The sequence below is a fragment of the Herbidospora sakaeratensis genome (genome assembly GCF_001570525.1).
Taxonomy (GTDB): domain Bacteria; phylum Actinomycetota; class Actinomycetes; order Streptosporangiales; family Streptosporangiaceae; genus Herbidospora; species Herbidospora sakaeratensis.
On the sequence record NZ_BBXC01000012.1, the window covers coordinates 294,837 to 316,192 of the forward strand.

The 21,356-nt window shown below is 70.8% G+C and carries 20 protein-coding genes and 1 pseudogene; 9 read left to right on the plus strand and 12 right to left on the minus strand.

Translation table 11 applies throughout. The features are described from left to right. Window positions 1-73 precede the first annotated feature (73 nt). Complete coding sequence (locus AW271_RS39845) at window positions 74-256, plus strand: hypothetical protein (protein WP_157554413.1); 183 nt, start codon at window positions 74-76, stop codon at window positions 254-256. A 17-nt stretch (window positions 257-273) separates the two neighbouring features. Then, entirely contained in the window at window positions 274-1,413 is a 1,140-nt protein-coding gene (locus AW271_RS20190) for a cystathionine gamma-synthase (RefSeq protein ID WP_062338933.1), read from the plus strand. 6 nt (window positions 1,414-1,419) lie between these two features. Here AW271_RS20190 and AW271_RS20195 read toward each other — a convergent pair whose 3' ends face one another. The 4 genes from AW271_RS20195 to AW271_RS20210 form a co-directional block, all read right to left on the minus strand. Continuing rightward, a complete protein-coding gene (locus AW271_RS20195; RefSeq protein WP_062338934.1) occupies window positions 1,420-1,851 on the minus strand; it encodes a hypothetical protein in 432 nt (143 codons plus the stop codon). A gap of 26 nt (window positions 1,852-1,877) precedes the next feature. Continuing rightward, window positions 1,878-2,126 (minus strand): hypothetical protein, encoded by a 249-nt coding sequence (locus tag AW271_RS20200; protein WP_062338935.1) that lies wholly within the window; start codon window positions 2,124-2,126, stop codon window positions 1,878-1,880. A gap of 118 nt (window positions 2,127-2,244) precedes the next feature. After that, entirely contained in the window at window positions 2,245-4,191 is a 1,947-nt protein-coding gene (locus tag AW271_RS20205; protein WP_062338936.1) for a vWA domain-containing protein, read from the minus strand. Continuing rightward, complete coding sequence (locus tag AW271_RS20210; protein ID WP_157554415.1) at window positions 4,188-5,627, minus strand: sigma 54-interacting transcriptional regulator; 1,440 nt, start codon at window positions 5,625-5,627, stop codon at window positions 4,188-4,190. Before AW271_RS20210 ends, AW271_RS20205 begins: the two co-directional genes overlap by 4 nt. Before the next feature lie 198 nt (window positions 5,628-5,825). Between AW271_RS20210 and AW271_RS20215 the strand changes: the two genes are divergently transcribed. From AW271_RS20215 to ilvA, 4 genes are read left to right on the plus strand one after another with little or no spacing between them, the layout of a single operon-like run. Then, a complete protein-coding gene (locus tag AW271_RS20215; protein ID WP_062338938.1) occupies window positions 5,826-7,001 on the plus strand; it encodes an FIST signal transduction protein in 1,176 nt (391 codons plus the stop codon). 13 nt (window positions 7,002-7,014) lie between these two features. After that, window positions 7,015-8,034 (plus strand): ROK family protein, encoded by a 1,020-nt coding sequence (locus AW271_RS20220; protein WP_062338939.1) that lies wholly within the window; start codon window positions 7,015-7,017, stop codon window positions 8,032-8,034. Between the two features lie 7 nt (window positions 8,035-8,041). Further along, window positions 8,042-8,689: a LysE family translocator gene (locus AW271_RS20225; protein WP_062338940.1), complete on the plus strand. Its 648-nt coding sequence runs from the start codon at window positions 8,042-8,044 to the stop codon at window positions 8,687-8,689. Window positions 8,690-8,705: 16 nt separating this feature from the next. Next, the gene (ilvA, locus tag AW271_RS20230) at window positions 8,706-9,920 is read left to right on the plus strand and encodes a threonine ammonia-lyase (protein ID WP_062338941.1); all 1,215 of its coding nucleotides are present in this window, start codon (window positions 8,706-8,708) and stop codon (window positions 9,918-9,920) included. Here the strand turns inward: ilvA and AW271_RS43270 are convergent. The 4 genes and pseudogenes from AW271_RS43270 to hppD all read right to left on the minus strand — a co-directional run bounded on the left by AW271_RS43270 (window position 9,907) and on the right by hppD (window position 13,074). Continuing rightward, window positions 9,907-10,515 (minus strand): M1 family aminopeptidase, encoded by a 609-nt coding sequence (locus AW271_RS43270; RefSeq protein ID WP_439648994.1) that lies wholly within the window; start codon window positions 10,513-10,515, stop codon window positions 9,907-9,909. The genes ilvA and AW271_RS43270 overlap by 14 nt on opposite strands. A gap of 126 nt (window positions 10,516-10,641) precedes the next feature. Further along, window positions 10,642-11,310 (minus strand): annotated as a pseudogene (locus AW271_RS43275) (gluzincin family metallopeptidase); the annotation flags it as partial. Window positions 11,311-11,368: 58 nt separating this feature from the next. Further along, window positions 11,369-11,926: an RDD family protein gene (locus tag AW271_RS20240; RefSeq protein ID WP_083976900.1), complete on the minus strand. Its 558-nt coding sequence runs from the start codon at window positions 11,924-11,926 to the stop codon at window positions 11,369-11,371. Between the two features lie 53 nt (window positions 11,927-11,979). Then, a complete protein-coding gene (gene hppD / locus AW271_RS20245) occupies window positions 11,980-13,074 on the minus strand; it encodes a 4-hydroxyphenylpyruvate dioxygenase (RefSeq protein WP_062338944.1) in 1,095 nt (364 codons plus the stop codon). A 97-nt stretch (window positions 13,075-13,171) separates the two neighbouring features. Between hppD and AW271_RS20250 the strand changes: the two genes are divergently transcribed. Then, window positions 13,172-13,639, plus strand: coding sequence for an Lrp/AsnC family transcriptional regulator (locus AW271_RS20250; RefSeq protein WP_062338945.1), 468 nt, complete (start codon window positions 13,172-13,174; stop codon window positions 13,637-13,639). A gap of 62 nt (window positions 13,640-13,701) precedes the next feature. Next, window positions 13,702-15,843, plus strand: a complete 2,142-nt coding sequence (locus tag AW271_RS20255) for a transglycosylase domain-containing protein (protein WP_062338946.1) — start codon at window positions 13,702-13,704, stop codon at window positions 15,841-15,843. Here the strand turns inward: AW271_RS20255 and AW271_RS20260 are convergent. From AW271_RS20260 to AW271_RS20275, 4 genes are read right to left on the minus strand one after another with little or no spacing between them, the layout of a single operon-like run. Then, complete coding sequence (locus AW271_RS20260) at window positions 15,840-17,792, minus strand: thioredoxin domain-containing protein (protein ID WP_062338947.1); 1,953 nt, start codon at window positions 17,790-17,792, stop codon at window positions 15,840-15,842. The genes AW271_RS20255 and AW271_RS20260 overlap by 4 nt on opposite strands. Before the next feature lie 31 nt (window positions 17,793-17,823). After that, the gene (locus AW271_RS20265) at window positions 17,824-18,156 is read right to left on the minus strand and encodes an STAS domain-containing protein (RefSeq protein ID WP_062338948.1); all 333 of its coding nucleotides are present in this window, start codon (window positions 18,154-18,156) and stop codon (window positions 17,824-17,826) included. Continuing rightward, a complete protein-coding gene (locus tag AW271_RS20270; protein WP_062338949.1) occupies window positions 18,156-19,175 on the minus strand; it encodes a cobalamin B12-binding domain-containing protein in 1,020 nt (339 codons plus the stop codon). Before AW271_RS20270 ends, AW271_RS20265 begins: the two co-directional genes overlap by 1 nt. Continuing rightward, the gene (locus AW271_RS20275) at window positions 19,172-20,707 is read right to left on the minus strand and encodes a SpoIIE family protein phosphatase (RefSeq protein WP_063818042.1); all 1,536 of its coding nucleotides are present in this window, start codon (window positions 20,705-20,707) and stop codon (window positions 19,172-19,174) included. The genes AW271_RS20270 and AW271_RS20275 overlap by 4 nt, the downstream gene beginning before the upstream one ends. Window positions 20,708-20,867: 160 nt before the next feature. Here AW271_RS20275 and AW271_RS20280 point away from each other — a divergent pair, with 160 nt between their 5' ends. After that, entirely contained in the window at window positions 20,868-21,266 is a 399-nt protein-coding gene (locus AW271_RS20280) for an ATP-binding protein (RefSeq protein WP_062338950.1), read from the plus strand. Window positions 21,267-21,356 lie beyond the last annotated feature (90 nt).

Consider the following 21,356-nt stretch of genomic DNA (forward strand, 5'->3'; position numbering starts at 1 on the left):
TACGACGAAAGGGGTAGACCGGACATCGGCCGATCGGCCGACCCCGGCACGGCGAACCGTTCCCATGGGCGAGATGAAGATGAATGTCCGTCTTGTTCCATTGAGAGTGGAGGTGGTCACCGTGACCGTGATCGCAATCGCCCTGGTGGCGTTAGGCCTGGTGCTCGTCGGTGTGCTGGCGCTCGCCGACCCCGTCCTGCTCTCTCGCTTCGAGGAGTCGGACTTCGGCACGAAGGAAAAGCAGAAGGCGGCCTAGCCGATACGCTCGACACCATGACTGAAGGCTTCGAAACCCTGGCCATCCACGCCGGACAGGAACCCGACTCGCTGACCGGGGCCGTGGTGCCGCCCATCTACGCCGTCTCGACGTACAAGCAGGACGGCGTGGGCGGACTGCGGGGCGGATACGAGTACAGCCGCTCGGCGAACCCGACCAGGACCGCCCTTGAGTCGTGCCTGGCCGCCCTCGAAGGCGGCGTGCGCGGGCTGGCGTTCGCCTCGGGCCTGGCCGCCGAAGACACCCTGCTCCGCACGGTCTGCCGGCCCGGCGACCACGTGATCATCCCCGACGACGCCTACGGCGGCACCTACCGGCTGTTCGCCAAGGTGCTGGAGCGCTGGGGGTTGGCCTACGACCCGGTCCCGCTCGGCGACGCCGCGGCGGTGCGCGCCGCGATGCGGCCGGAGACCAAGGTCATCTGGGTCGAGACCCCCACCAACCCGCTGCTCGGCATCGCCGACATCGAGCGGCTGGCGTCCATCGCCCACGACGGCGGCGCGCTGCTCGTGGTCGACAACACCTTCGCCTCGCCCTACCTGCAGCAGCCGCTGGCGCTGGGGGCCGACGTGGTCGTCCACTCGACGACCAAGTACGTCGGCGGCCACTCCGACGTCATCGGCGGCGCGCTGGTCGCCCGCGACGTCGCCCTGGGCGAGGAGCTCACCTACCACCAGAACGCCATGGGCGCGGTGGCCGGTCCGTTCGACGCGTGGCTCACCCTGCGCGGGGTGAAGACCCTCGGGGTGCGCATGGACCGCCACTGCGACAACGCCGAGCGGGTCGTCGACCTGCTGCTCTCCCACCCGAAGGTGATCGAGGTGTTCTACCCGGGCATCGAGCGCCACCCCGGTCACGAGGTCGCGGCCAAGCAGATGAAGCGCTTCGGCGGCATGGTGTCGTTCCGCGTCGCGGGCGGCGAGCAGGCGGCCGTCGACGTGTGCGACCGGGCCCGGCTGTTCACCCTCGGCGAGTCGCTCGGCGGGGTCGAGTCGCTGATCGAGCACCCCGGCCGGATGACCCACGCGAGCGCGGCGGGCTCGCCGCTGGAGGTTCCGGCCGACCTGGTGCGTCTGTCGGTGGGCATCGAGACCGTCGGAGACCTCCTCGACGACCTCTCGCAGGCCCTCGGCTGACCTGTCCTACGGGTTGAAGAAGACCATCAGGACGAGGATCACCAGCCAGATCAGGGCGACGATGCCGCCCAGTGCGGCGATCTTGGCGGTCTGGACCCGCCCGTCGTCCGACGGGTCGTCGTTCTCCAGAGCCGCGATCGCCTTCTTCGTGTCGCGGTCGATGATGACGAGCATCACGGCCGCGACTATGAACAGCGTCATGGATACGGTCAGGTAGACCTCTCCCAGGTTGCTGCCCCCGAGCAGCAGACCGAAGAGGAACACACCCAGGGTCAGCAGGCCGAAGACCCGCCCCATCCGCTTCAGGTAGTGCAGGACGTTCAGGTCCTGCTTGCGGATGTAGCGCGGGATCGAGCTCGTGACGACGGTCAGCGGGCCGATCGTGAAGATGGCGAAGGCGATGTGCAGCCAGAGCAGCAGCTTGTCGAGGAACGACATGCGCCGAAGGCTATCGCGATCACGCCTCACACCGTCAGGGTGTCGTCGACCTTCGCGCATGTCGGGCAGGCCTGCTCGGGGTGGATCACACACGCCGTGTGGTCCACGTTGAGTCCGAGCATGCGCCGCGACAACGACGACAGGGCGCTCTGGGGGCTGAGGGTGAGGCTGCGCCGGCGGTCCTCCCGCTTGATGCTGTGCACCAGGAGGGCGAAGCCCGCCAGGGCGCCGAAGGCGAGCAGGAGTGAGACGACGAGGATGAAACTGGACAACATGTGCGCGACTCCAATCGCTGCGGTGCCTCGCACGTTATGAGGTCGCGGAGTCGCTCGGTTGTGAGGCGCCGGACAGGGTGATCTCACCTGGTGTTAGACCGATATCACCCTTCGTCCACTATGACCGCCGGCGTGCCCGCAGGAAGTCGCTGACCACGTACTCACCGAGTTTGTCGACGTTGGGGGCGAACACCCGGCCGCCGTTGCGGCGGGCGACCTCGTCGACGAAGGCCCTCAGCCGTTCGTCGGCGGCCAGCATGAAGACGTTCAGCGTGGCCCGGCGGCGGGTCATCTTGTCGACCTCGGCCAACGTGAGTTCGAGGGTCTCCTTCGAGGGGGGCCACTCGAACTGCGGGGTGCCGTCGCGCATCAGGTGGGCGGTCGGCTCGCCGTCGGTCACGACCAGCACGACCGGCTCGAAGTCGGGGTGGCGGTCGAGGTGGCGGCCCGCGATCAGCAGCGCGTGGTGCAGGTTGGTGCCCTGGACCATGTCCCATTCGAGCCCGGCCAGCTCGTCGGGCTGCAGCACCCGGGCGTAGTTGGAGAAGCCGATGATCTGCACCGCGTCCTGCGGGAACTTCGAGGCCACCAGGGCCTGGAGGGCCAGCGCGGTCTGCTTGGCCGCCGCCCAGGTGCCGCGCAGCGCCATCGAATAGGACAGGTCGACCAGCAGGCAGACGGCCGCGGCCGAGCGCCTTTCGGTTTCGGCCACCTCGAAATCGTCGACGGTCAGGGTCACCGGCGCGCCGCCGCCCCTGCGCACCCCGTTGATCACCGTGCGGACGACGTCGATCGGCTGCTCGTCGCCGAAGCGCCAGGGCCGGGTCGAGCCGGTCAGCTCCCCGGCCGCGCCGGCGTCGTGCTGGTCGTGGTCGCCCCGGCGGGTGCTCTCCAGCGAGTTGAAGACCCGGCGCAGCGCGGTTTCGCCCAGGCGGCGCACCGCTTTGGGGGTGAGCTCCAGCTTGCCCCGGTTGCGGCGCAGGTAGCCCTGCTGCTCCAGCTCGCGCTCGATCTGCTTGAGTGCCTGCAGGTCGTCGACGGCCGACCGGCCGAGCGCCCGGCGGATCGCCTCCTCGTCGACGTCGGACAGGCGCGCGCCCGGGTAGTCCTGGCGCAACGACGACTCCAGGTCGTTGAGGTCGGCGAGTTCCTGCAGGGCGCTGACCGAGTCGCCCATGCTCATCGGCGACTCGCCGCTGACCCGCTCGGCGGAGTTCCAGGCGAGGTCGGGGCGGCGGGCGTACAGGGAGTCGCCGAGGCGGCGCATCTGGTCGGCCAGGCCGCTGTCCTGGAGGGTCTGGTCCATCAGGCTCGCCAGCTCGGCGCGCTGCTGCGGGGTCATCGAGGCCAGCATGCGCTGGGCGGCGGCGGCCCGGCGGGCCAGCTGGTCGACCAGCTCCTCCAGGTTGCGCGGGTTCTCGGGGAACAGGTCCCCGTAGTCGCGCATGAAGTCGTCGAAGTCCTGCTGGGTGTGCTCGCCCCGGGCGTCGCGGTCGAGCATCTCGTTCAGGGCGGCCATCATCTGCCTGACCCGCTCCATCGCGGCCGGGTCGGGGTTGGCCAGCGCGTCGCGCATGCCCTTGAACTGGCTGTCGAGCACTTCGCGCCGCAGCAGGTCGCGCAGCTCCTCGAACGACCGGCGCGCCTGCGGCGAACGCCAGTCGTATTCCGACAGCTCCTGTACGGCCCTCGCGGTGTCGCCCGGCAGGTTGTCGAGCTGGGCCTCGCGGAAGCGGGCGTCGTCGGACGGGTCGGGGAACAACTCGGTGCGCTCCTGGTCGAGGGCGCGGTCGAGCAGCTCCCTGGCCTGCTCCAGGATCCCGTCGAGCCGGGTGTTCTGCCGCAGGTCGCGGCGGCGCTTGCGGACCTGCCGCAGCAGCTCCTCCAGGCCGCGCCGGCCCGGCGCGTTGGGCAGCCCTCGTTTCAGCAGGTCACGCAGGGCGTCGAGGGGGGTCGAGCCCGACAGGATGGCGTCGCCCATCTCGTCGAGGGCGCCCCTGACGTCGTAGGGCGGCGCCAGGGGGTCGGGGCCGTCCTGGTATTCGCCGTACCGGTAGGAGGTCACGTGCGGTAGACCGCGGCGCCCGCGATGTCGTCCTTCGACAGGCGGCGCATCAGGTAGAGGCCCTCAAGGGCGAACTCCAGCGCGGCGGCGGCGTGGCCCGGCGATTCGTCGCCCTCGCCCATGCCGATCCGCGACATGATCTTGGCCAGGCCCTCGACGCGGCCGATGCGGCGCAGCAGCTCGGTGGCGCCGACCAGCTCGCCCGACTCGATCTGGGCGCCCTGGGCGAACTTGTCGAGCAGCGGCGCGAGGTCGGCGCCGCCCAGGGTGCCGCGGAAGGTCTCGGCGGTGGCCCGCCGGAGCAGGTGCGCGAGCACCTCGATCTCCCGGCCCTCCTCGCTGACCTCGAACTCGACCTTGCCGCGCAGCGTGTGGACGATGCCCGGCAGGTCGCAGACCCGCGCCACCGGCAGGTCCTCACCGGTCAGGGCGGCCCGCCGCACGGCCGAGGCGGCGGCGGTCTCGGCGGCGGCGATCGAGAACCGGGCCGACACGCCCGAGCGGGTGTCGACGGCGGACGACTCGCGCACCAGCCGGGTGAACCGGGCGATGATCTCGACCAGGTGGTCGGGCACGTCGGCGCCGATGTCGCCCATGGCCTCCTGGCGGATCAGGACCAGCTCGTCGTCGACCGACCTCGGGTAGTGGGTGCGCACCTCGGCCCCGAACCGGTCTTTCAGCGGCGTGATGATCCGGCCCCGGTTGGTGTAGTCCTCGGGGTTGGCGGAGGCGATCAGCAGGACGTCGAGCGGCAGGCGCAGGTTGTAGCCGCGGACCTGGATGTCGCGCTCCTCCAGCACGTTGAGCAGCGCGACCTGGATGCGCTCGGCCAGGTCGGGCAGCTCGTTGACGGAGAAGACGCCCCGGTTGGTGCGGGGGACGAGGCCGTAGTGGACGGTCTCGGGGTCGCCCAGCGTGCGGCCTTCGGCGATCTTGATGGGGTCGACGTCGCCGATCAGGTCGCCGACCGAGGTGTCGGGGGTGGCGAGCTTCTCGCCGTAACGTTCGCTGCGGTGCTTCCAGGCGACGACGATCTCGTCGTCGGCGAGCGCGCGGCAGCGTCCGCAGACGGGCGCGTAGGGGTGGTCGTTGATCTCGCAACCCGCGATGACCGGCGTCCACTCGTCGAGCAGCCCGACGACCGTGCGGATCAGCCGGGTCTTGCCCTGACCGCGCTCGCCGAGGAGCACGATGTCGTGCCCGGCGATCAGCGCGCGTTCGAGATAGGGCAGCACGGAGTCGTCGAACCCGACGATGCCCGGGAACCTCGGCTCACCGGCACGCAGCCTGGCCAGCAGGTTCTCGCGGATCTCGGCTTTGACTGACCGGTGGACATGTCCGCTCTCGCGCAGTTCGCGCAGAGTGCTCAATGTCGGAGCAGGTGCTGGCGATTTGTGCACGGGATCGAGACTACGTCGCGATCGGAGTTCCGGCATCCCAATGCGTGTCTAAGAAAGAGTTCTGGCGCGAGCCACAGCCGGCCTTCGGCCGTCCGCGTCTCGCTTCGGATCTTGACCATCGCGTGACGATCCGTACGCGTCGGCAACGTGCTACTGGGGAGAAACGGGGCATGAAGCCTATGCAAGGCAACTACCCGAGATAGCACGACTTGTCGGTAAAGAGGGGGCGAGACGATGGCGGTAATCACCAGCCGGTTCGCCGACGGTCTCGCCGTCGGGCCCAATCTCGTGGAGAGTGCCGAATCGGCCATCCGGCAGGCCGTCGAAGGTCTCTCCGGCCCCGCCGACCTGGTCTGCTTCTTCATCTGCGGGGAGGACCCCGACGACGTCGCCCGGGCCGGGCAGCGGGCGATGGCGCTGGTCCCCGACGCCGCGGTGATCGGGTGCAGCGCCACCGGCGTGATCGGCGACGCGCAGGGGGTCGAGCTGACCCCGGCGGTGTCGGCGTGGGCCGCCAGCCTGGGCGAGGCGCGGGTGACCACCTTCGCGCTGGAGTCCTTGCGGGCCGATGACCGGTTCGTGGTGATCGGCCTGCCGGAACGTGACCCCGACGACCGGGTGGCGATCATGCTCGCCGACCCCTACAGCTTTCCGACCGACGCCTTCATCGAGCACTCCGGCGAGGTGCTGGGCAACCTGCCGATCATCGGCGGCCTGGCCAACGGGCTGCGCGGGCGCGGCTCGGTCCGCCTGTTCGCCGACGGCGAGGTGTACACCGAGGGCGCGATCGGGGTGCTGCTGAGCGGCCCCGTCCAGATCAGCACCGTGGTCAGCCAGGGGTGCCGCCCGATCGGCCCGACGATGATCGTGACGGCGGCCGAGGAGAACCTGCTGCTAGAACTCGCCGGCCAGCCCGCGCTGGCCCGGCTGGAGGACATCGTCAGCTCCCTCGACGAGGACGACCGCGAACTCGTCGCCAGCGGCCTGCAGATCGGCGTGGCCATGGACGAGTACGCCGAACGGCACGAGCGCGGCGACTTCCTGATCCGGGGCGTGCTGGGCATCGACCCCGAACGCGAGGCCGTGGCCATCGGCGACGTCGTGGAGGTCGGCCGTACAGTGCGCTTCCAGGTCCGCGACGCCGAGACGGCCGACGAGGACCTCTACGAACTGCTCGACGCCCACATCGAGTCGGGCGGCCGGGTCGACGGCGCGCTGCTGTTCTCCTGCAACGGCCGGGGCTCGGCGATGTTCGGCACCCCCGACCACGACGCCCTCGCGCTGCGCGACACCCTCGGCCCCATCGGGATCGCCGGGTTCTTCGCCGCCGGAGAGGTCGGGCCGGTGGGCGGAGTGAACCACGTACACGGATTCACGGCTTCCGTCCTGGTCTTCTCGTCGTCGTCGTGAGACAGTCGGCGCCGTGGCGGTTCTGGCGATCGACATCGGCGGCACGAAGTGCGCGGTCGGCCTGACCGACGCGTCGGGAGACCTGCTGACCTCGGACGTGGCGCCCACCTCGCCCGGCGGCGACGCCGAGACCGTGTGGCGGGCGTTGTGGTCGCTGATCGAGACCACGGTCGGCGCCGAGACGGTCGAGGGCGTCGGCGTGGGCTGTGGCGGCCCGATGACCTGGCCCGACGGCGTGGTCGCCCCCCTCAACCTGCCCGGCTGGCGCGACGGCTTCCCGGTGGTGGCCCGGCTCCGCGAGCGGTTCCCCGGCGTGCCGGTCCGCATCCACAACGACGCCATCGCGCTGGCGGCGGCCGAACACTGGAAGGGCGCCGGCCGGGGCGTCGACGACATGATCGGCATGGTCGTCTCGACGGGCGTCGGCGGCGGCCTCATCCTGGGCGGCCGCCTGATCAACGGCGGCACCGGCAACGCCGGGCACATCGGCCACGTGGTCGTCGACCCGGCGGGCCCGCCCTGCGGCTGCGGCGGCAACGGCTGCCTCGAAGCGATCGCCCGGGGCCCGGCCCTGGCCGGGTGGGCCGTCGACCGGGGCTGGGTGCCCGGCACCCCCGCCGCCGGCCCCGTCGACCCCGAACTCTCCGAGCGGGAGGCCGCGGCCCTCTACCGCGAGAACGCCAGGGCCACCGGCCGCCAGCTGGCCGCCGACGCGGCGGCGGGCGACCAGATCGCGGTGGCGGCGATGAACCGGGCGGGCTGGGCGCTCGGCCTGGCCATCGCCTCGGCGACCCACCTGTGCGACGTCGACCTGGTGACCATCGGCGGCGGCCTGTCGCAGTCGGGGCCGCTGCTCTTCGAGCCCTTGGACGAGGCGCTGCGCACCCACGCCCGGATGGAGTTCGCGTCGCGGGTGCGGGTCGTGCCGGCTTCGCTGGGGCAGGAGGCCGGGCTGATCGGCGCGGCGGCGCTGATCCTGGGCGGTGACCGCTACTGGTCACCCGGGAATATTCCCGGTTCGCGCACGGCTTGAGGCGTTCATGGAGTGGACTGCGCTGGCGGGGATCGCCGTCGTCTCGCTCGGGATGGTGCTGACTCCCGGACCGAACATGATCTATCTCGCCTCGCGGGCGATCTCGCAGGGGCGCAGGGCCGGGTTCGTCTCCCTGCTGGGGACGTTCGTCGGGTTCGTCGTCTACCTGATCGCCACCTGCCTGGGCCTGACCGCGATCTTCGCGCTGGTGCCGGCGGCGTACACGGCGATCAAGCTCGCGGGCGCGGCCTACCTGCTCTATCTCGCCTGGAAGATCGTCAAGCCCGGCGGGCAGGCGGTCTTCGCCGCCAAGGAGCTGCCGCAGGACTCCAACGGGCGGCTGTTCACCATGGGGCTGGTCACCAACCTGCTCAACCCGAAGGCCGCCATCCTCTACATGTCGCTGCTGCCGCAGTTCATCGAGCCCGCCCACGGCCACGTGATCCTGCAGAGTTTCGTGCTGGGCGGCGTCCAGATCAGCATCAGCATGCTCGTCAACGGGCTCATCGTCGTGGGCGCGGGCGGGCTGGCCGCCTACCTGTCGACCCGGCCGGCCGCGGTGAAGATCCAGCGCTACGTGACCGGGACCGTCCTCGGGGGCTTCGCGGTGCACCTGGCCGCCGACCGGTCCAAGGCCGTGCTCGCCACACCGTAGTGGCAGGATTGCGCGCATGGTTGTCCCGCAGGTCACGTACGACGACGTGCTCGCCGCCCGTGAACTTCTCAAGGGCGTGATCGCCCACACCCCGGTCGTGCACTCACGGGTGTTGTCCGAGACGATCGGCGGGCCGGTCTACCTGAAGGCCGAGAACCTCCAGCGGGCCGGGTCGTTCAAGGTGCGCGGCGCCTACGTCCGCATCGCCCGGCTGACCGAGGAGGAGCGGGCCCGGGGCGTCGTCGCGGCCAGCGCGGGCAACCACGCCCAGGGGGTGGCCTTCGGTTCGGGGCTGCTGGGGGCCAAGTCGACCGTCTACATGCCCGAGGGCGCGCCGCTGCCCAAGGTCGAGGCGACCCGGGGCTACGGCGCCGAGGTCATCTTCGCCGGGCACACCGTCGACCACGCCCTGCAGGCCGCCCGCCGCCACGCCGACGAGACCGGCGCGGTCTTCATCCACCCCTTCGACCACCCCGACGTCATCGCCGGTCAGGCCACGATCGGGCTGGAGATCATCGAACAGCTCCCCGAGACGGGCACCATCGTGGTCGCCATCGGCGGCGGGGGCCTCGCGGCCGGGGTGGCCCTGGCGGCCAAGCATCTGCGTCCGGGTGTACGGGTGGTCGGCGTCCAGGCCGAACGCGCCGCGGCCTATCCCGAGTCGCTCGCGGCCGGCCACCCGGTGATGGTCGAACCGCAGTTCACGATGGCCGACGGGATCGCCGTCGGGCGGCCGGGCGACCTGCCGTTCGAGATGATCCACTACCTGGTCGACCAGGTGGTGACCGTCTCGGAGGAGTCGCTCTCGCGTGCCCTGCTGCTCTGCCTCGAACGCGGCAAGATGGTCGTCGAGCCGGCGGGCGCCGCCGGGGTGGCGGCCCTGCTCGACAAGCCCCACGCCTTCGAGCCCCCGGTCGTCGCGGTGTTGTCGGGCGGCAACATCGACCCGCTGCTGCTGGCCCGGGTGCTGCGCCACGGCCTCGCCGCCGCCGGGCGTTACCTGGCCTTCCGCATCCGCCTGGCCGACCGGCCCGGCGCGCTGGCCGCCCTGCTCAGGAGGCTGGCCGAGCTCAAGGCCAACGTGCTCGACGTCGTGCACGAAAGGGTGGGGGCCCGGCTCCACCTCGACGAGGCCGAGGTGCTGCTCCAGCTGGAGACCCGCGGCCCCGACCACTGCGACGACGTGCTGGCCGCCCTCAGGCGGGACGGCTACAAGCTCATATTCTCGTGAGCGGGGCCGGGCGGCCCTTGTCGAAGAGCCACTGGCCGAAGAGCTCGCCGAGCCGCTGACCGGAGACCCGCTCGGCCAGGGCGGTGAACTGGCCGGTCGTGGCGTTGCCGTGGCGGTGGTCGCTCGCCCACTGACGAATGATTCTGAAGAAGGCGTCGTCGCCGACCGTGGTGCGCAGGGCGTGGAGGGCCATCGCGCCCCGGATGTAGACCGAGTTGTTGAACAGGTCGCTCTTCTGCGCCACCCCGGGCGGATAGTTCCACATCGGGTCGGTGGTGTTGGCGTAGTGGCGGTCGAAGGTCTGCTGGGCGGTCGCCTGGCCCCGGTGTTCGGCCCACAACCACTCGGCGTAGGTCGCGAAGCCCTCGTTGAGCCACAGGTCCTTCCAGCGGGAGATGCTCACGCTGTCGCCGAACCACTGGTGGGCCAGCTCGTGGGAGATGATGCCCTCGTCGGGCTCGAAGCCGCCGTAGATCGGCTTGGTCTGGTTCTCGAGCGCGTAGCCCGACGCGAAGTCGTCGACGATCCCGCCGGTCGACTTGAACGGGTAGGGCCCGAAGATCGTGGTCCAGTAGTCGGTGATGCGCCCCGACACCTCGAAGAGCCGGTCGAGCTGGCTCTGGTAGCGCGGGTCGACGGCCGCGTAGACGGGGATGCCGCCTTCGGAGGCGCCGGTCTTCACCAGGAACTTCCCGGTCGTCATGGTCGCCAGGTAGCTCACCATCGGGTGGGTCTCGCGCCAGACGAACGTGGTCTTCCCGCCCGCCGACGCCGGCTGGCCGGCCAGCTCGCCGTTGGCGATGGCGGTCACGCCGTCGGGCACGGTCAGCCGGAACTCGTAGGTCGCCTTGTCGGCCGGGTGGTCGTTGCCCGGGAACCAGGTCTTGGCGCCGTTGGGCTCGGCGGCCACGAACGAGCCGTCGCCGGTGGGCACGAAGCCGTAGGTGCCGAGGTTGGGGGAGTTGCGGACCGGCTGCGGCTCGCCCCGGTAGGTCACCGAGGTCCGGAACGTCGAGCCCTTGGACAGGTCGGCCGTGACGGTCATCTCGTCGCCGGACCGGGTGAACGCCGCCGGCAGCCCGCCGACCGTGACCGCGCTGACGGTGAAGCCGTGGAGGTCGAGGTTGAAGCTCGACAGGTCCTCGGTCGCGGTCGCGTCGATGGTCGCGGTGCCCGACAACCGCCGGGTCGCGGGGTCGTAGCCCAGGGCCAGGGTGTAGTGGCCGACGTCGTAGCCGCCGTTGCCGTCGGTGGGGAAGTCGTCGTCGCCGATCCCGGACGCGCCCGCCGTGCCGGACCGGACGACCGACCGGTCGGACGCCCCCGACGGCGAACAACTCGCGAGTGTGACGACGATGAGCGCGCCTGACAGCGCCCTGGCCAACCGCATGGGTGCCCCTCCCCGAACCGACCCTGCCGGGACACCTTATGCGAGGTCGCGGACACGTTCAGGCATCCACGACCAGGGTTGATGCCGCTTTGTCGTGCAACGCCTGCTTTCTGCGGTCGAACAAAATCCAGACCAGGTCGACGAAGCCGAGACAGCAGGTGGCCGTGAGGACGACGTACACGATCGACCGCAGCGCCGCCTGGCCGACGCCGATCCGGCCGCCGTCCTCCCGGGCCACCCGCATGCGGAGGATCTTCTTGCCCGGGGTCTGGCCGTTCCAGAAGGCGTGGAAGAGCCAGTAGTAGAGGAACCCGATCAGGAAGCCCCAGAACCAGTGGGTGACCTGCTCGCCGTGCCAGGTGCTGGTGCGCTCGTCGTAGACGGCCGACCACGACTCGTAGGTGAACGGCGAGGAGACGAGGCCGACGATGACGGCGTCCACGACGCCCGCGAGAAGTCGCCGCCACCGGCCGGCGAGGGGTTGGCCGGCCGGTGGCGGGGCGCCGTGTCCGGGCGTCCCGTACGGAGGACGCCCGCCCGGCGCGGGCGGCGGTGTCCAGGGCTGGGACGGGTCCTGGCCCGGCAGATCACCCGGCGGCGGTGTCGGAGAAGCCATGCCGAGGTGATCACCTGTCGCGGACCAGGACAAATCCGCCGCGAAGTAAAGATCTACAGGTTGCCGCGCAGCTCCTGCTCGCGCTCGATCGCCTCGAACAGGGCCTTGAAGTTGCCCTTGCCGAAGCCGAGCGAGCCGTGCCGCTCGATGAACTCGAAGAACACCGTCGGGCGGTCCTGCACGGTCTTGGTGAAGATCTGCAGCAGGTAGCCGTCCTCGTCGCGGTCGACCAGGATGCGCCGCTTCTTCAGCTCCTCGACCGGGACGCGCACGTTGCCGATGCGCTCACGCAGCTCGGGGTCGTCGTAGTAGGAGTCGGGCGTCTCCAGGAACTCCACCCCGGCGGCGCGCATGCGGTCGACGGTGTCGAGGATGTCGTTGGTGGCCAGCGCGATGTGCTGCACGCCGGGACCGCCGTAGAACTCCAGGTACTCGTCGATCTGCGACTTCTTCTTCGCCAGGGCCGGCTCGTTCAGCGGGAACTTGACCTTGCGGGTGCCGTCGGCCACCACCTTCGACATCAGCGCCGAGTACTCGGTCGCGATGTCGTCGCCGATGAACTCGGCCATCCGGGTGAAGCCCATGACCCGCTCGTAGAACTCGACCCACTCCTCCATGTGCTCCACGTTGCCGACGCAGTGGTCGATCGCCTGGAACATGCGCTTGCCGGGCTCCACGATCGGCTTCGCCGCGACGTAACCGGGCAGGTAGGGGCCGGTGTAGTTCGACCGGTCGACCAGGGTGTGCCGGGTCTCGCCATAGGTGGCGATGGCCGCGAGCACCACCTTGCCGAACTCGTCCTCAATCACATAGGGCTCCGCCAGGCCCGTGGCGCCCTGGGCCAGCGCGTGCGCGTACGCCGCGTCGACGTCGGGCACGTCGATGGCCAGGTCGATCACGCCGTCGCTGTGCGCGGCCACATGGCGGGCGAGGTCGGAGCCGGGCCTGACCGCCCCCCGGAACTCGAACCGGGCGCCGCCCGACTTGAGCGCATAGGCGACCTCGTCGCGGCTGCCGGTCTCCGGCCCCTTGTACGCGATCAGGGTCATGCCGTAGGCCGTCGAGTAGTAGTGGGCGGCCTGCTTCGCGTTGCCTACCGCGAACACGACCGCGTCCATGCCGTGGACAGGGAACACGTCATCGCTCATGGGGCCCACTCTGTTCTTCAGTGTCCAACCTGTGCAACTGTGTCCGGAAGCAGTGGACAATGTGTCTAGTGGACGGCGGATCGGGAAGAGCAATGTTGTGAGCGTTGACCAGCTGGATATCCGACTTGTGGCATTGCTGAATGAGGAACCCAGAATCGGGGTACTCGAGTGCAGCCGCCGCCTCAACGTCGCCCGGGGCACCGTCCAGGCCCGGCTCGACCGGCTGGTCGCGCGCGGGGTGATCATCGGTTTCGGCCCCGAGATCGACCCGGCCGCCCTCGGCTACGATGTCACGGCGTTCGTGACGCTCCAGATCCGGCAGGTGTCCGGCCACGAGCCGCTGGCCGACCGGCTCGGCCGCATCCCCGAGGTGCTCGAAGTCCACACGATCACCGGCAGCGGCGACATGCTGTGCCGTATCGTCGCCCGTAGCAACGCCGATCTCCAGCGGGTCATCGACCTGATCGTCGATCTCCACGGGGTCATGCGCACCGAATCGGTGATCGCACTGGACACACCCGTCCCTTACCGCACACTTCCGCTGGTCAGGGCGGCACAGCGCTAAGTGCACGGAGCATCACGACGTATCGTTTACGGTGATGGTTCATCGTCGGCCGGGGGGTGCGCGTGGGGATCGGCAGGAAGATCGCGGGTTTGTGGCCGCGACGGAGGTTCCTGCGCATCGCCCTCATCGGCTTCGGCGCCGCCGCCGTGGCCGCGATCGGCGCCTTCGCGGTGATCTGGGTGCTCACCCCCATCCCCGACACGACCCAAGAACTGGCCACCGCCCAGGGCTCGGTCATCTACTACCGCGACGGGAAGACCGTCCTGGCCAACCGGGGCGTCGACCGTAAGAACGTGCCGCTGTCGGCGGTGCCGAAAGCGGTCAGGGAAGCCGTCATCGCCGCCGAGAACCGCACCTTCTACCAGGATCAGGGAGTTTCTCTCTCCGGTACGGCCAGGGCGATGTGGTCGACCCTCACGGGCAACCAGATCCAGGGCGGCTCGACGATCACCCAGCAGCTGGTCCGCAACTACTACAGCGGCCTCAGCCAGGAACGGTCCATCATGCGCAAGCTCAAGGAGATCATGATCTCCCTGAAGGTGGATCGATCCAAGTCGAAAGACTGGGTGCTGGAGCAGTACCTCAACACGATCTACTTCGGCCGGGGCGCCCACGGCATCCAGGCCGCGGCCCAGGCCTACTTCCGGGTCGACGTCGGCAAGCTGACCCCAGCCCAGGGCGCCTACCTGGCGGCGGTGATCCAGCAGCCGTCCAACTTCGCCAACCCGACCGGCGCCATGCTCACCGCCGCGCAGGCCCGCTGGAAGTCGGTCGTCGACGGCATGGTCAAGATCAACGCCATCACCGCCGGGCAGGCCGCCCAGATGACCTTCCCCGAGCTGAAGAAGCAGAAGAAGCCGCTGTCGTCGTCGGGCCAGAACGGCTACATGATGGCCCAGGTGGTCGGCGAGCTGAACCGCATGGGCTACAGCGACGAGGACATCTTCCAAGACGGGCTCAAGGTCACCACGACCTTCGACAAGAAGCTGATGGCCGCCGCCTCCGACGCCGTCACCGACGTGCTGCCCGAGGGCACCCCGAAGAAGGTCCGCGCGGGCCTGGCCGCCGTCGACCCCGGCAACGGCGAGGTGGTCGCCTTCTACGGCGGCCGCGACTACGACGAGAGCGAGTGGAACAGCGCCTTCGACGCCAAGGTCCAGGCCGGCTCGACCTTCAAGGCCTACGCCCTGGCCGCCGCCCTGCAGGACGGGGTGCCGCTGACCCAGCGCTACTACGGCAACTCGCCCATGTACGTCAACGGCGCCGCCATCCCCAACTCCGGCGGCTCCTCCTACGGGTCGGTCAACCTGGTGCAGGCCACCCAGTACTCGGTGAACACCGCCTTCGTCGACCTCGGCCAGCAGATCGGCCTCGACAAGATCGCCGCCGCCGCCGAGGCGGCCGGCATCCCCGCCGAACAGCTCGCCCAGCACCGCAAGGCCGCCACCTTCCCGCTGGGGGTGGCGTCGGTGAGCGCCGTCCAGCAGGCCGGCGCCTACGCGACGTTCGCTTCGGGGGGCGTCCACCACGACCCCCACGTGATCAGGTCGGTGACCGACGGGAGCGGCAAGACCCGCAAGACCGACACCACCGGCCGCCGCGTCTTCACCGAGGACACCGCCGCCGACGCCACCTTCGCGATGGAACAGGTTGTCACCTCGGGCACCGGCACCGGTGCCCGCCTCTACGACCGCCCGGTGGCCGGCAAGACCGGCACCACCGACGCCTCGGCCGCCGTCTGGTTCAACGGCTTCACCCCGCAGTTGTCGGTGGCGGTCGACATGTTCCGCGACGACAACCTGCCGGTGACCATCCCCGGCTACGGCGAGCTCTACGGCGGCACCCTCCCGGCCCAGATCTGGAAGGCGTTCATGACGACCGCCATGGAGGGGAAGCCGGTCAAGGAGTTCCCCGACCCGGTGACCTACTACCGCTGGGACAACGACTACTACCGCCCCACCGACGACGAGGAACGGGAGTTCTCCTCCGGCGAGCCCAGCCCCGACCCGAGCCCGACGGCCGGGGGCGACGACGGGAACACCCCGCCGCCCGGCGACGACGGCGGCCAGCCCGAGGTCACCCCGCCGCCGTCAGACGGCGGCGGCCCCGACGGTGAGCCCCCGGTAACCGAGGAGCCCGACAACCAGCAGCCCGACCTGCCCGACGAGAACACCCCGCCCGACGTGCCGGTCGGCACCCGCTAGTTCGCCAGCTCGGCCCTGAGCGCGGCTTCGGTGGTGACCGGCAGGCGGCAGGCGAAGTTGCGGCAGACGTAAGCGGCGGGCTCGCCGTCGACGAGGGTGCGGCCCGCCATCAGCGGGACGTCGCCCTCGCCCAGCGCGACGACCAGGCCCGGCGCGCCCGACATGAGCGCGGCGCGGTGCAGCGCCTTGACGCGGTCGTCGGAGAGGTCGCCCGTGACGGCCACCTCGACCGGCCCGGCCAGGGCAGCCGCCGCGACGGCCAGCCCCCACCCGGCGAACCGGGCGTAGCGGTCGGCCAGTGTGGAGACGGGCCCGAGCGCGGCCTCGGCCGCCTCGCGGTGCCGGGCCGAACCCGACAAGGCGGCGTAGGACAGCAGCGCCCCGGCCGCCGCGAACTGCCCCGAGGGCGTCGCGTTGTCGGTCGGATCCTGCGGCCGCTGGAAGAGGCGCTCGCCGTCGTCGGCGGTGTCGAAGAAGCCGCCCGCGCCGTCGGGGAACCGGTCGAGCAGCGTGCCGAGCAGGGCCTCGGCCCGCCGATACCAGTGGACGTCGCCGGTGATGCCGTAGAGGGTGAGGAAGCCCTCGGCGACGTCGGCGTAGTCTTCGAGTACCCCGGCGTTGCCGCCAGCCTGCCCGTCACGGGAGGTGCGCAGCAGCCGCCCGTCACGGAGGTGGACCTCGTCGAGCAGCCGGGCCGCCCGCGTCGCCGCCTCGACCAGGGCCGGACGGTCGAACAGCGCGCCCGTCTCGGCGAGCGCGGCGATGGCCAGCCCGTTCCAGGCCGCGACCACCTTGTCGTCGCGCCCGGGCCGCACCCGCAGCTCCCGCGCCGTCCGCAACCGCGCCCGGATCGACTCGTAACGCTCCTGGTCGTCGGGGTCGGCGAGCAGCTGGAGCACCGAGGTGCCGTGCTCGAAGGTCCCGGTGACCTCGAACAACTCCGCCGCCCAGGCGGCGTCGGCCTGCCCGAGGACCTCCTGGAGCTGGTCGGGCGTCCAGACGTAGAAACGCCCCTCCTCGCCCTCGCTGTCGGCGTCGAGCGCCGAGGCGAAGCCGCCTTCGGGGGTGCGCAGCTCGGCGATCATCCACGCGGCCGTCTCGAGGGCGATGCGCCGGGCCAGCGGAGAGCCGGTGTCACGCCACCAGTGGGCGTAGACGCGCAGCAGCAGGGCGTTGTCGTAGAGCATCTTCTCGAAGTGGGGCACCACCCACGACGCGTCGACGCTGTAGCGGGCGAACCCACCGGCCAGCTGGTCGTAGAGGCCGCCGCGGGCCATGGCCTCCAGGGTGGTGTCGGCCATGGCGCGGGCGTCGGGAGTGCGTACCCGCAGCAGGAACTCCAGCACCATCGACGGCGGGAACTTCGGCGCCCCCCCGAACCCCCCGCGCTCGGCGTCGAACCCCTCCCGCAGGCTCGCCACCGCCGCCTCCAGCGTCTCGGCCGTCGGCGACGGCCCCGAAGGAAGGGCCGCGCGCTCGTTGAGCGCCTCGACGACCTTGCCGCCCTGGTCGAGCACGGCCTCCCTGTCGGTCGTCCAGGCTTCGTGCACGCCCATCAGCAACCGCTGGAAGCCCGCGCGCGGGAAGTAGGTGCCGGCGTAGAAGGGGTGGCCGTCGGGGGTGGCGAAGACGGTCATCGGCCAGCCGCCCTGCCCGGTCATGGCCTGCGTGGCGGCCATGTAGACGGCGTCGACGTCGGGCCGTTCCTCCCGGTCGACCTTGATGTTGACGAACCGGGCGTTCATGATCGCCGCGGTGCCCTTGTCCTCGAAGGACTCGTGGGCCATGACGTGGCACCAGTGGCAGGCGGAGTAGCCGACGGAGATGAGGAGGGGGACGTCGCGGCGTCTGGCCTCGGCGAAGGCGTCTGGGCCCCATTCGAACCAGTCGACGGGGTTGTCGGCATGCTGCAACAGGTAGGGGCTCGTGGCCCCGGCCAGCCGGTTCATACGGTCAAGCCTAGGTGAGCGGAATGATCCCCTAGGCAGTCGACGTCGGCAGGTTGAACACCTGGTCGAGGGCCGTCACCTCGAAGAGGTGGGCGATGTACGGCGTCATCCCCACGAACCGCATCTCCGCCGGATGCTCCTCCGCCGCGTGATAAAGGTGGATCAACGTCGCCAGCCCGGACGAGTCGATGAACGTCACCCCCGTCAGGTCGACTTCCAGCACTCTCAGGCCGCTGCTCATCAGTGTCGGCGTCATGGCGGCCAGGTCGGCCGACGTCGTGTAGTCGAAGTCGCCCGACAGGGTCAGCCGGGTGGTGTCGGGCTCCGGATTCTCGATCTCAATCAGGAAAGGCGCGGTTTCCATCAGGCTCCATCTGCGGCGAGCGTGCCCTCCGCCAGAAGGTGGCGGGCGCGCGGGAAATCATGCAGTTCGTCGTGGAGGAGGCGCAGGGCCAGCGCCACCGACCGGGACGGCACGCCGCGGGCGTGCAGGAGGTCGCAGGTCCACGTGACGAAGTCGGTGAACAGTCTCGTGTCGTCGATGTAGAGGGCGGCGGAGAGGAAGTCGGCGATGTGCGCGAGGTCGTCGGCGGTGTGGTCGACCTGGGCCTGGGTGTAGTCGCGCATCGGCGGGAAGCGGCGGGGGAGTTCGGCCATCACGCCGGCGAGGATCTCTCCCCGGCGTTTGACGAACAGCGTGTACTCCTCGTCGGCCAGGTGGGCCAGGGTCGCGCCGGGGGTGGGGAACGACGGGAGCCTGCCCTCTTCGAGCAGGTCGGCCGCCGCGTCGGCGGTGGGGGCCCAGCCGTCGGCGCCGAGTTTGACGGCGAAGCGGCCGTCGGCGCCGAAGCCTGAGCCGCCCGCGAGGACCGGGATGCCGACGGCCTGGCAGGCGGTCAGGGTCGCGTGGGCGCGCGGGAGCCTCGTGGGGAGGGCGCAGCCGATCGCGACGGCGTCGGGGCCGGTCTGGTGCAGGTGGGTGATCAGATGGGGGCCCGGTACGTTGGCCCCGAGGAAGTCGACGTGCCAGCCGCGCAACCGCAGGACCTCGGCCAGCAGGCGGGTCGGCAGGGCGTGGTATTCACCGTCGGTGCAGGCCACGGTGATGCGGCTGCGGGTCGGACGGGGGCGCACGGCGGTGGCGATGGCGGCCACGGCCCGTTCGCTGATCGCGGTGGCGCCGTGTTCGCGGGCCACCGACCAGGTGCCGTCGGCCCACAGTTCGCCGACCCGGCGCTGCGCCGGGGCGATCACGTCGAGGAGCAGTGACTCGGCCGGCACGCCCTCGTCGAGCAGGCCGAGCACGAGGTCGATCGCGCCGAACTCGTCGGCCGAGCCGACCTTCTCCAGGTATGCGTCGACGACGCCGACCACGACGCTCATCGTGACCGCCGGATGGCGAGCAGGGCGCGGTCGTCGAAGACTCCTCCCGCCAGCCAGTCGCTGTTCAACTGCTCCAGACGCTCCACGACGGCGGTCGCGGGCATGCCGGCGCAGGTGGCCAGGGCGGTCTTGAGCCGGGAGGGGCCGTACATCTCACGGCCGGTGGGGCCGCCGAACGCCTCGGTGATGCCGTCGCTGTAGAGGAGCAGCAGGTCGCCGGGCGCCAGCTCGACCGAGACCGTGCGCAGGCTGATCGCGCCCGACTTGATCGCGCCGAGGAGGGTGCCCCGGGCATCGACCTCCTCGACCACGCCGTCGGCGCGCAGCAGCAGCGGCGCCGGGTGGCCGGCCACGGCCAGGTCGATCACGCCTTCGCCGGGGTGGATCGCCCCCAGCACCAGCGTCACGTGGGAACGCGGCGTGTAGGAGCTCAGCAGGGCCTTGTTGATCAGGTGCATGAGCTGCTCGGGGTCGCGTTCGAGCAGCAGCAGCGCACGCAGGCTGTGGCGGACCTGACCGGCCAGCACGGCCGCGCGCGGGCCCTTGCCGCACACGTCGCCGAGGGTCACCAGCGGGCCGTCGGGCGTGGGCAGCACGTCGTAGAAGTCGCCGCCGATCAGGGCGGTCTGCTGGGCGGCGCGCAGTGAACCGGCCAGTTCAAGGCCGTCGACCGCGGGCAGCGGCGGCGGCCGCAGGTCGCCCGCGAGGATCGCGTTGGTCGCGCTCTGCTCCTGGTAGAGCACCGCGGCCGAGATCGCCGCGCCGGCGCGGGCGGCGAACACCCGCACCAGCGTCTCGGTCTCGTCGTCGAAACCGGCGCCGCCTTCACGGCGGGCCAGCACCAGCGCGCCGGCGGGCACGCCGTTGCCGGGCAGCGGGGTCACCAGCAGGTGGCCGACGGGCCCGAAACCGGCCGGCAGCAGCCACTCGGGCGCCTGGTTCGGGTCGAGCCAGCGGCTGGGCACCGGCGGGAAGCCCGCCAGCGCCTCGGCCAGGCCCGGCACCTGGTCGGCGTGGGCGACCGGCATGTCGCCCTCTTCGAGGCCCGCCTCGGAGGACCGCAACCAGGCGGTGCGCCGCAGGCCCCCCGGCGGCAGCACGACCATCGCCGCGTCGGCCAGCAGACCGGTCGCGAGCTCGGCGGTGGCGCGGGCGCACCGGCGGGTGTTGAGCGAGGCCGACAGCCGGCGGCCGGCCTCGACGAGGAACTGGGCGCGCTCGCGCTCGGCCCGCAGGGCGTCGGCCCGCGCGGTCTCGTTGGTGACGTCGCGCAGATACCAGGCCTGGTGGACGATGCCGAAGATCTCCCGGCGGACCCGCAGCAGCCGGTCGCCCAGCGCCGTCTCGTAGGTCTCCCCGGGTTCGCGGCCGCGGTCGAGCAGGCTGGTCACCTCGCCCGGGATCATCTCCCTGGCGGCGGCGTTGACCAGCACGACGGCGCCGTCGGCGTCGCACAGGACGACTCCGTCGGCGGCCGCTTCCACTATCGCCCGCAGCACCTCTGTCGAGGGCGCATGCGTTACCGAATCCATCACCGGCCCTTTCGCGCGAGGATCGCTCAACTTTACCCGCACGGGTCATCCACGACGCGTGCCAGCGATATTGCCCCTAAAGACAGCAATCATGCAGGTTGTGAATTGACCGGCGGGTGCCGGGTAGTTAGCGTGCGACGAGCTAGCACAGGGGGACGGAGTGAACACCGACCAGCATCTCCGGTGGGCGATCACCACCGACCTGATCGGCCTGCGCGGCCGGGTGTCCGGCGTGGCCACCGAGGCAGGTCTGCGTGGCCACCGACTGAACGACCTGGTCACGGCGGTCAACGAGGCCGTGATCAACGTACTGGAACACGGCGGCGGCGATGGCCTCGTCGAGATCTGGTACGACGCCGACGGCATCACCGTCGAGGTGACCGACTCGGCCGGCACCCTCAAGCCGCAGGACATCCACCGCAGCCGCCCCTCGTCGAGCACGCCGCGCGGCTTCGGCCTGTGGCTGATGGGCCAGCTGTGCGACGAGTTCAGCATCTCCCAGATGGTCGGCCGATCCCGCATCCGGCTGCGGATGACCCTTGCCCAGTCACCCCGCTAGCCGCGTCCGACCGGCGGGCGTAGGCTCACGACACGTGAGCGAGCGAGCCGTCAGGCACACGAGCCGGAAGCACCTGCCGACGGAGGAGAC

What these genes read in the sequence shown, in the direction of transcription:
- AW271_RS39845 (WP_157554413.1), top strand. Translation starts at nt 74, where the DNA reads ATGAAGATGAATGTCCGTCTTGTTCCATTGAGAGTGGAGGTGGTCACC.
- AW271_RS20225 (WP_062338940.1), top strand. Translation starts at nt 8,042, where the DNA reads ATGGAGTGGACTGCGCTGGCGGGGATCGCCGTCGTCTCGCTCGGGATG.
- AW271_RS20210 (WP_157554415.1), bottom strand. Translation starts at nt 5,627, where the DNA reads ATGCCGGAACTCCGATCGCGACGTAGTCTCGATCCCGTGCACAAATCG.
- ilvA (WP_062338941.1), top strand. Translation starts at nt 8,706, where the DNA reads ATGGTTGTCCCGCAGGTCACGTACGACGACGTGCTCGCCGCCCGTGAA.
- hppD (WP_062338944.1), bottom strand. Translation starts at nt 13,074, where the DNA reads ATGAGCGATGACGTGTTCCCTGTCCACGGCATGGACGCGGTCGTGTTC.
- AW271_RS20190 (WP_062338933.1), top strand. Translation starts at nt 274, where the DNA reads ATGACTGAAGGCTTCGAAACCCTGGCCATCCACGCCGGACAGGAACCC.
- AW271_RS20260 (WP_062338947.1), bottom strand. Translation starts at nt 17,792, where the DNA reads ATGAACCGGCTGGCCGGGGCCACGAGCCCCTACCTGTTGCAGCATGCC.
- AW271_RS20270 (WP_062338949.1), bottom strand. Translation starts at nt 19,175, where the DNA reads ATGAGCGTCGTGGTCGGCGTCGTCGACGCATACCTGGAGAAGGTCGGC.
- AW271_RS20195 (WP_062338934.1), bottom strand. Translation starts at nt 1,851, where the DNA reads ATGTCGTTCCTCGACAAGCTGCTGCTCTGGCTGCACATCGCCTTCGCC.
- AW271_RS20215 (WP_062338938.1), top strand. Translation starts at nt 5,826, where the DNA reads ATGGCGGTAATCACCAGCCGGTTCGCCGACGGTCTCGCCGTCGGGCCC.
- AW271_RS20200 (WP_062338935.1), bottom strand. Translation starts at nt 2,126, where the DNA reads ATGTTGTCCAGTTTCATCCTCGTCGTCTCACTCCTGCTCGCCTTCGGC.
- AW271_RS20275 (WP_063818042.1), bottom strand. Translation starts at nt 20,707, where the DNA reads ATGGATTCGGTAACGCATGCGCCCTCGACAGAGGTGCTGCGGGCGATA.
- AW271_RS20240 (WP_083976900.1), bottom strand. Translation starts at nt 11,926, where the DNA reads ATGGCTTCTCCGACACCGCCGCCGGGTGATCTGCCGGGCCAGGACCCG.
- AW271_RS20265 (WP_062338948.1), bottom strand. Translation starts at nt 18,156, where the DNA reads ATGGAAACCGCGCCTTTCCTGATTGAGATCGAGAATCCGGAGCCCGAC.